Raw genomic sequence first — 7,649 nt, 5'->3', positions numbered from 1 at the left:
GTAGAAGTATTACTTATATCTGCTTGTTTATATTTTAGAGTATAAATAGAGTTTTTAAATTCACTTGATATATCATAATTAGGAGAACTTGTTTTACTACTTATACTAAAATTAGTGTTATTGCTAGTATTTGTTGTATTAGTAGAATTTAATACTTCACTTCTTGCTAGAGTTTGTGAATTTGCATTTTGAATTTCATTTAACTTACTAGCATTTTGTTTTAAAAAAGCATTAGCAAAACTTATTTTAGAATTTTCTTTACTTTCTTTATTAGCTTTTGCTTGTGAAAGTATAGAATTATAGTTTGAGTTATCATTGATGCTAAAGATACTCATATTAATTCCTTGATTTAGATTTTTCTGCCTTCAATCTAAATATATTAAAATAATATAAGCAAGATCTGTTCCGTTTTGGGGTGGAGTTATCCCAAAGTCCTTATAATCAAACTTTTAGGCAAATTGAAATACTCTATAAGTTCTTTCTCTTTTTCTCTCATTTCTCCATTATCATTTTCATGATCAAAACCTAACAAATGAAGCATAGCGTGGATAAAAAGCAAGCTTATTTCTTCTTCATAGCTATGCCCTAACTCTTTAGCCTTCTCTTTTGCCAAATCCACATTGATCACAACAGAACCCAAAGGCAAACTCTCATCGATATTTTCAAGCGGAAAAGAAAGTACATCAGTGGTTTTATCTTGTTTTCTTTGCTCTAAGTTAATTTCTTGCATTTCTTTACTATCCACAAAGACAAGCTCCACATCTTTAGGACTTAAAAAACTTGCTATTGATTCTAAAAAATCACATTTTTCATCACTTAATATCATAAACCTTCCTTAATCAAATGATATAAATTTTCTATTTCTTCATCATCAAAAATCGCACAATTTTTACTGCTATAAAATTGTTTTAGTTTTTTCTCTTCAAACTCAAATCCTAAAGCACATTGAGAATGCGAAGGTAAAAAAGCCCTTAGTAATGTAATGGAATTTTGAATTTTCTCATCACAGGCAAAACAAAAAAAATCTTTATGCAATCTTCCTTCAAATTCCAAAATTTTTAAATAAGCATCAATAATAACACGCTTTGGATTTTGTTTTTCAAACCTTTTCACACACTCATCAAGTAAATCAAAATAAAAACTATCAAGCTCTTCCACATCTTTTAAGTGTCTATATAAAAGACGGATAAATTCTTGCCAAATAAGCATTTTATCCCTTTGCATAATCCATAAAAATCCCAAATGCAATACATCTTTAAGTCTTGGTAAAAAACTAGGATTTTCTTCTAAAGCAAAGTCGATTTTATAGCCGCTTAAAATACTAGAATGTCTAAGTCCATAAAAACGATAAGCCTTAATAAGCATTTTAGGACTTAAAATATAAACGATCAAATCCTCATCTTTAACTTTTTGAGTATGAAGTATAAAGCCTTGCATTAAACAATTTCAATACCATAAGCCCTAAGTATATCAAAAGCGGATTTTTCTAAATTTTCATCAAAACTTGCACTTAAATTTTGGTGTAAAATTATCCTTGCATTAGGCTTAGCGCCAAAAGCTAAAATGATATTACAAAACACACAAATATGAGAAACAAGCCCTGCAAAATGAAGTTCTTCATAATCGCTTTTTTGTATGAAATTAGCTAGTTCTAAGCTACCAAAAGTATTTTTATAAAAAATTTTATGAGCTTTTTGTAAAAAAGGTTCAAATTCCTTTGGCATTTGCCAACCCAAACTCTCTTTAATACAATGTTTTACAGGTAAATTTAAACCTTCTTTACTTTGTAGATAATGCTCATCATGCGTATCATAGGTTAAAAGCAAATGCGTGTTATTAAAATCGATTTGATTTAAGGCTTTAAGAATATTTTCTTTGATTTTTAAAGCCTTATCAAAACCTAAACTTCCATCAATAAAATCATTTTGATAATCCACTAAAACAAAAGCTTTTTTCATGCTTTTATGCCTTTTGAAGCCAAAAACTCTCCGTGTGTAAATTGGCAAAAGCGGTTTTTAAACTTGTAAAAAGCTTAGGATGATCTTTTTCTAAATTTGCTAAAAGCTGTTTAGCTTCTTCTCTAGCGTGGGGGAATTTTACATTTTTTTCGCTGAGTTTCATACCAGGACAAAATTCATTTCCTATCACGCTAAGTTCATTTTGTGTAGCATTATCCCTAAGCTGTCTTTCTCGCACAAAAATCAAAGGGCGTATCACAATTACACCGCGTTTGCTTTGATAAATAGGCGCTAAGGTTCTTAAAGCTCCATTATGAATAAAATTCATAAAAAAGCTTTCTGCTGCATCATCTAAATGATGGGCTATAGCAAGCTTGTTAAAACCTTTTTCAAGAGCGTAAGTATATAAAGCTCCACGACGCATTCTCGAAAAATAACTACAAAAACTTGAATTTTCTCTTATGGTATCGCCTGAAACTTCATAAATATTTGAATCAAGCACGCTATGTTTAATGCCGTGTTCTTCACAATGTGCATGAAGATGAGAATAATCCTCGCCCATGCCATAACTCAAAGTTACCGCTTCAAGTTCAAATTTAAAAGGAGCATGAGCTTGCATACGATTTAAAAGATGGGCTAAAGCCAAAGAATCTTTCCCGCCACTAAGCCCTAAAAGAACCCTATCTCCATCTTTAATAAGTCCAAATTTAGCATTAGCTTGTGCAACTTGGCGTATGAGTTTTTTGCTAAGATTTATCATAATTTCTCGCACATTTTAAGCACAAAATTGGCTGAAATTTTAGCTGAATTGATCACAAATTCATCAAAATCAAATTCAGCCTTTTCCCCTGCTTTATCACTCATAGCTCTTAAGATAAAACAAGGCACCTTTAAAGCATCACAAACCAAAGCCACACTTGCGCCTTCCATTTCACAAGCATCCGCATTGAAAATTTCTCTAATTTTTGCTTTTTTTGCTTCATCGCAAATAAACTCATCACCCGTTGCAATAATACCTGCACGAAGTTTGATATTTAATTCCTTAGCAACTTCTAAAGCAAGATTGTTTAATTTCTCATCGGTTTTGATAAAAATTTCATTACCTGGAACAAAACCCAAAGGATGCCCAAAAGCGGTAATATCAAGATCGTATTGGGCTAATTTTGTTGCATAAAGCAAATCACCAATTTCAAGTTCAGGATTAAAAGCACCTGCAACTCCTGTAAAAAGCAAAGCTTGTGCGCCAAATTTTTCTATCATCACACTAGCACTAAGAGTAGAATTTACCTTGCCGATTTTAGAATACGCTAAAACAAGTTCATGATTTTTATACTTTGCAAAATAATAAGTATTATTAGCGTGTTCTATTTTTGTATAATCTTTAAGTGTTTCAAGCAAAGGAGTGATTTCTTCACTCATGGCTCCTAAAATTGCTATTTTCATCATATAACCTTTAAAAATTCATCAATATCATTCATATTTGTTAAAGCATAAGTTTCTTTTGAAGTGATTTTTTTATTCAAACCCTTAAGCACGCTTGCACCAAATTCTATGAAATAATCTACTTCATTTTCACATGCCTTAATGCTTTGTTTATAAAGCACAGGAGAGATAAGTTGTGCTTTTAAAAGTTCAAGGGCTTCTTCTTTGCTTGTATAAATTTTAGCATTTGCATTAGAAATTACGGCTTTAAAATTTGGTTTTAACACCTTTTCAAGCTCCACACAAAGCTTAGCTGAAGCATTTTCCAAAAGAGGACAATGACTTGCCACGCTCATATTTAAAAGCATAGCTCTTTTAGCTCCTGCTTCTTTAAATACACTTTCATAACTTGCTAAATCAGGTTTTAAACCTGCTACAACGATTTGTCCATCGCAGTTATAATTTGCAGCGAAAATTTGCTTGTTTTCTTTTTGTGCTTTTTGACAAAGCTCTTCAACCTTTTCATCATCAAGCCCTAAAACCACCATCATACCTGCTTCAACTTTTGCACAATCTTCTTGCATAAAAAGCCCTCTTTTATTGACCAAAGAAAGAGCCTCTAAAAAATCAAAAGCACCATTGACAGCTAAGGCTGAAAATTCTCCCAAAGAATGCCCTAAAGCAAATTTCGAACTTAAATCAGGTTTTTTTTCAAGTAAAACACTATAAGCCATTAAGGAATTTAAAACGATGGCGGGTTGAGTAAATTCACTTTGATTGAGTTTTTCGTTTTCTTCAAAAAGCAAATGTTTAAAATCAATCTTACAAAAATCACTTGCGTTTTGAAGGAGTTCTTTGGCTTTTATAGAGTTTTCATAAAAATCTTTTCCCATGCCAAGACTTTGTGAGCCTTGACCTGGAAATATAAATGCAGTATTCATTAATGACAACCGCAACCGCCGCCACCACAGCAACCGCCACCACCGTGTCCGTGTCCGTGTCCGTGATGATGATCGTGTCCATGTCCGCTTCCACAACCACAACTATGACTTCCTGCGATAATACCTGTAAGAATTTCATCTTCACTTGCAACTCTAGCATCTACGATATTTAAAGAAAAAAGCAAATCACGACCTGCATAAGGATGATTATAATCAATTGTGACATCATTTTCGCCAATCTCTTTTACAGTTACACGAACGGTTTCGCCATTTTCACCTTCGCCAAAAAGCTCCATACCTACTTTTAAATCAATACCTGCAAATTGCTCTTTTGGTAAAGTTTGAACGGCATTTTCATCGTATTCGCCTAAACCTTTTTCTTTTTTAATTACCACATCAGCATTGCTAGGGCAATCAAGCTTCATCACTTCTTCTTCTAAGCTTTCTAAAATCTGACCTTTGCCTAAAATAAAAGAAATAGGTTGAGAGTATAAATTTGATTCTAAAACTTCATTTGTATTTGCGTCTTTTAACTCATAAAACATTGAAACTACACTATTTTTTTCTATAGCCATTTTATCTCCTTAATTTATTTTCTATTAGGTGAAGCTTTTGCTTCGGGTGAATTTGGATAATTAGTTTTTAAAGCTTTATAAAAACCATTTGCTGTTTTTGTATCACCTGTTTTATCCAATGAAATGGCAGTATGATATAAAAGTTTTGGGAAATAATCCCCTTTTGTACTCAAAGAAGAACTTTTTTTATAATAAACAATAGCATTGTTATAATTTTTTTGTTTATACTCGATCTCCCCTAACCAAAAATTTGCTCTTGCAGGTTTATACTGCTTTGTTATGAGAAAATTTAATTTTGCTTTGGAATCTTCAAAAGCATTTTTATCAACATCTTTTATCGCTAATTCTAAAATTTCATTATCTTTTTTCTTTTTCCAAGATTCATCAATTTGTTTTGCTTTATCATCTTGGGTATTTTGAGCATTATTGTTTTCAATGGTACTATTTGAATCTGTAGTTGAAACAACAACACTAGGTGCAATAGTTTTAACACTTAAATTTGCATCATTTAATTCGTTTTTAGAAACATAATTTGCATTAATAGCATCTACTAAAGAACTAAGTTCAGCTAAAACTTTTTTTACTTGCTTATTATTAGCTTCTTGAATTTTTCTACTTTCTTCAACATAAGTCTTTAATTTTTGAATTTCACTAGTAAAATTATTTTCAATATTTTGATTATTCTCTTCAACTTGACTTAATCTAGAATTTGATTTAGCATATTGAGAATTTATACCTTCTAAAGTGCTTTGTAAACCCTCGATTCTTTCGTTAATTTCATTAATTCTAGCATTTGTTTGTATATTTTCATTATTTAAATTATCTAACTTTTCTTTAAATAATTTTTCATTTGAAGTTAAACCATAAGAAGAATTGCTTGTTATATCTCCTGCACCAAAAGCTGAGCTTTCTGCATAAAGTAAAGTAGCTCCAAGAAGAGCTACTGTGAATATTTTTTTCATTAATTATCTTGATAATTTAAATTCAGCACGTCTGTTTTGTGCATCGCAAGCTTTAGTTTTTTCAGTGCACACAGGATTTGTTTCTCCATAGCTTTTAACAGCAATTCTATCAGCATTTACACCTTTAGCGATTAAAGCTTCTTTTACAGCTTTTGCTCTTTTTAAACCTAGAGCTTGGTTATATTCATCAGTTCCCCACTCATCGCAGTTTCCTTCAACAGTAATACTTACACCGCTTACTTCAGTGTTAAAGATATTAGCATTCGTGCTTACAACATTTTGCATATCAGGACGAATGTTGAATTTATCAAAATCAAAATATACTTTATTTAAAGTATCATTAAGTTGAGAAATTTTTGAATCAATATCCCAACCATCACTTCCACCTGAACCACGATTTGAATCAACACTACTATCACCGCTTACACTAGTGCTTTTTGTGCTACAACCACTAATAACAACTGCAAGAGCTGCAATTGAAGTAAAAAGAATTTTTTTCATTTATGACCTTTCAAAGTTAATAAATTCTTACTATTATATCTAATTTTTAATTAATTTTAACCTAAAATTGAAATTTTTACCAATCAATTGATTGAATTTTTCCAACCCTAAGAGGAAAATAAAAAGTCTTATTTGCATTTACACGAATAACACCTAAAGCACTTTGCGCACCTAAATATTTAATAAATACTATACTTCCACCGTCACTAGAAAATCTTGGAAATAAATTTTTTCCATTTGCTGTAAGTTGACGAATATAATCACTATTAATTGACATCAAATAAATATTAAAAACACCTGCTTGATTTGGTTCACGACTTGAATAAACCAAAAAATCTTTATAAGTCGAAACAGCCGAATTGTTTCTACCATGAAAAACAACTTGTTCAGCACTATTGCTATTTAAATCTTGCATAAAAATATTAGGATATCCTAAACGATCGCTTACAAATACCACTTTACTATCATCTGAGCCAATAAAATTTCCATTAACATCAATACCAGAATAATTAGTTAATTGTGTTAGATTTTTGGTATTTAAGTCATATAAATAAACATCAGGCTGATCTTTTGGAGCCATGGTAACAAGTAGTTTACTTCCATCTACACTCACATCACTTGCTACAACCATACCGCCGCTTGATAAAATTTTACTAGCTTTATTGGTATTTAAATCATAACGGTATAAAGTTGGCTTATCATGATCATAAGCTGTATAATAAAATAGAGTTTGTTCTTTATTTCCCCATTTTGGAAATAAATTAAGCCCACCATCAACAATAACTTTTTGATAAGTTAAAGTATAATCAGCCATAATAATTTGACTTTTCTTAGAGCTAGAATTTCTCGCGATCAAAATTTTATGATCCATCCAATCAACAGGTGCAAGTCCTAACGCATTTACAGAAGCTTTGACGCTTTTATGTGCCAAAAATGGATATTGCTCTAAACCATTTAAAGTATAAGTTTGCTCTGACTTATCAGAACCGCCAGCTTTTATTTTTACATTTAAACTCAAAGTGTTACCATTTTTATTTAAAGCGTATTCAAAAGTATAATTATTTGTCTCAGTTGCATTAGCAACAACTTCAAAGTTTGAACTTACTTTCAAATCGTTCACAATGATATTATAAAAGCTTTTCTTTAAATTCTCATCACTTAAATTTGAATTATCTTTAACAATAATCTTTGGTAAAACTACACCAGAATTAACAACATCAATCACTGGATCTTCTGCCCAAAGACTTCCTAAAAAGACTAAAAAAATTGCTACAATTTTTTTCATTTTTT

10 protein-coding genes and 1 pseudogene are annotated in these 7,649 nt (G+C 31.0%); all 11 read right to left on the bottom strand.

Features of this window, described 5'->3' with window-relative positions; all coding sequences use genetic code 11:
* Positions 1 to 335: pseudogene (locus AJ885_RS02045) on the bottom strand (hypothetical protein); the annotation flags it as partial.
* An 86-nt stretch (positions 336 to 421) separates the two neighbouring features.
* Positions 422 to 826, bottom strand: coding sequence for an rRNA maturation RNase YbeY (gene ybeY / locus AJ885_RS02040; RefSeq protein WP_070249010.1), 405 nt, complete (start codon positions 824 to 826; stop codon positions 422 to 424).
* Positions 823 to 1,437 carry a recombination protein RecO gene (recO, locus tag AJ885_RS02035; protein WP_044779837.1) on the bottom strand — a complete coding sequence of 205 codons (615 nt, stop codon included), beginning with the start codon at positions 1,435 to 1,437 and terminating at the stop codon, positions 823 to 825. The genes ybeY and recO overlap by 4 nt, the downstream gene beginning before the upstream one ends.
* On the bottom strand, positions 1,437 to 1,958 hold the full coding sequence (locus AJ885_RS02030; RefSeq protein WP_002785057.1) for an isochorismatase family cysteine hydrolase: 522 nt from the start codon (positions 1,956 to 1,958) through the stop codon (positions 1,437 to 1,439). The genes recO and AJ885_RS02030 overlap by 1 nt, the downstream gene beginning before the upstream one ends.
* Before the next feature lie 4 nt (positions 1,959 to 1,962).
* On the bottom strand, positions 1,963 to 2,718 hold the full coding sequence (locus AJ885_RS02025; protein ID WP_002860947.1) for a tRNA 2-thiocytidine(32) synthetase TtcA: 756 nt from the start codon (positions 2,716 to 2,718) through the stop codon (positions 1,963 to 1,965).
* Positions 2,715 to 3,404 (bottom strand): aminodeoxyfutalosine nucleosidase, encoded by a 690-nt coding sequence (gene pfs, locus AJ885_RS02020; RefSeq protein ID WP_002859787.1) that lies wholly within the window; start codon positions 3,402 to 3,404, stop codon positions 2,715 to 2,717. Before pfs ends, AJ885_RS02025 begins: the two co-directional genes overlap by 4 nt.
* Positions 3,401 to 4,273: an ACP S-malonyltransferase gene (locus AJ885_RS02015; protein ID WP_236842038.1), complete on the bottom strand. Its 873-nt coding sequence runs from the start codon at positions 4,271 to 4,273 to the stop codon at positions 3,401 to 3,403. The genes pfs and AJ885_RS02015 overlap by 4 nt, the downstream gene beginning before the upstream one ends.
* Positions 4,274 to 4,320: 47 nt before the next feature.
* Positions 4,321 to 4,896, bottom strand: coding sequence for a peptidylprolyl isomerase (locus tag AJ885_RS02010; RefSeq protein ID WP_070280656.1), 576 nt, complete (start codon positions 4,894 to 4,896; stop codon positions 4,321 to 4,323).
* Positions 4,897 to 4,910: 14 nt separating this feature from the next.
* Positions 4,911 to 5,858: a tetratricopeptide repeat protein gene (locus tag AJ885_RS02005; RefSeq protein ID WP_070280654.1), complete on the bottom strand. Its 948-nt coding sequence runs from the start codon at positions 5,856 to 5,858 to the stop codon at positions 4,911 to 4,913.
* A gap of 3 nt (positions 5,859 to 5,861) precedes the next feature.
* Positions 5,862 to 6,359: a peptidoglycan-associated lipoprotein Pal gene (pal, locus tag AJ885_RS02000; protein WP_002851617.1), complete on the bottom strand. Its 498-nt coding sequence runs from the start codon at positions 6,357 to 6,359 to the stop codon at positions 5,862 to 5,864.
* Positions 6,360 to 6,435: 76 nt separating this feature from the next.
* Entirely contained in the window at positions 6,436 to 7,644 is a 1,209-nt protein-coding gene (gene tolB / locus AJ885_RS01995) for a Tol-Pal system protein TolB (RefSeq protein ID WP_070280652.1), read from the bottom strand.
* Positions 7,645 to 7,649 lie beyond the last annotated feature (5 nt).

This window comes from Campylobacter sp. BCW_6464 (assembly GCF_001762775.1).
Lineage (GTDB): Bacteria > Campylobacterota > Campylobacteria > Campylobacterales > Campylobacteraceae > Campylobacter_D > Campylobacter_D jejuni.
This window is presented reverse-complemented; position numbering and strand designations above follow the sequence as displayed.

What these genes read in the sequence shown, in the direction of transcription:
- AJ885_RS02030 (WP_002785057.1), bottom strand. Translation starts at nt 1,958, where the DNA reads ATGAAAAAAGCTTTTGTTTTAGTGGATTATCAAAATGATTTTATTGAT.
- recO (WP_044779837.1), bottom strand. Translation starts at nt 1,437, where the DNA reads ATGCAAGGCTTTATACTTCATACTCAAAAAGTTAAAGATGAGGATTTG.
- ybeY (WP_070249010.1), bottom strand. Translation starts at nt 826, where the DNA reads ATGATATTAAGTGATGAAAAATGTGATTTTTTAGAATCAATAGCAAGT.
- AJ885_RS02015 (WP_236842038.1), bottom strand. Translation starts at nt 4,273, where the DNA reads ATGGGAAAAGATTTTTATGAAAACTCTATAAAAGCCAAAGAACTCCTT.
- AJ885_RS02010 (WP_070280656.1), bottom strand. Translation starts at nt 4,896, where the DNA reads ATGGCTATAGAAAAAAATAGTGTAGTTTCAATGTTTTATGAGTTAAAA.
- tolB (WP_070280652.1), bottom strand. Translation starts at nt 7,644, where the DNA reads ATGAAAAAAATTGTAGCAATTTTTTTAGTCTTTTTAGGAAGTCTTTGG.
- AJ885_RS02025 (WP_002860947.1), bottom strand. Translation starts at nt 2,718, where the DNA reads ATGATAAATCTTAGCAAAAAACTCATACGCCAAGTTGCACAAGCTAAT.
- pfs (WP_002859787.1), bottom strand. Translation starts at nt 3,404, where the DNA reads ATGATGAAAATAGCAATTTTAGGAGCCATGAGTGAAGAAATCACTCCT.
- AJ885_RS02005 (WP_070280654.1), bottom strand. Translation starts at nt 5,858, where the DNA reads ATGAAAAAAATATTCACAGTAGCTCTTCTTGGAGCTACTTTACTTTAT.
- pal (WP_002851617.1), bottom strand. Translation starts at nt 6,359, where the DNA reads ATGAAAAAAATTCTTTTTACTTCAATTGCAGCTCTTGCAGTTGTTATT.